Source organism: Alcanivorax sp. HI0083 (genome assembly GCF_001635175.1).
In genome coordinates this window covers 1-328 of the sequence record NZ_LWFX01000776.1, presented here as the reverse complement: position 1 = coordinate 328, position 328 = coordinate 1, and the positions used below count along the sequence as shown (strand labels likewise).

Annotated in this window: 1 protein-coding gene; it reads left to right on the top strand. The window is 60.7% G+C overall.

The window, feature by feature from the left end:
• The coding region (locus A3754_RS07585; RefSeq protein ID WP_156496899.1) for an AMP-binding protein at window positions 1-328 on the top strand (328 nt) is incomplete at both ends.

Genomic DNA, 328 nt, shown 5'->3' with positions numbered 1-328 from the left:
TTCTCCCACTGTGTACCCACCATCATTCAAATGTTGTTGCAGGCGGAAGCGGCCAAGAGCATCGACCTGAGCGGCTGGAAGGTGATCATCGGTGGTTCGGCCCTGCCCAGGGCTCTGGCCATGGGGGCGCTGGAACGTGGCATCGATATCTATACCGGTTACGGCATGAGTGAAACCTGCCCGCTGCTGACCCTGGCTCAGCTGACTCCGGAGCTGGAAAACGCGGACCTGGAAACCCAGGCGGATTATCGCACCCGCACCGGTCGCCCGGTGGCCATGGTGCAGATACGCATCGTCGACGGTGAAATGAACGACGTGCCCCATGACA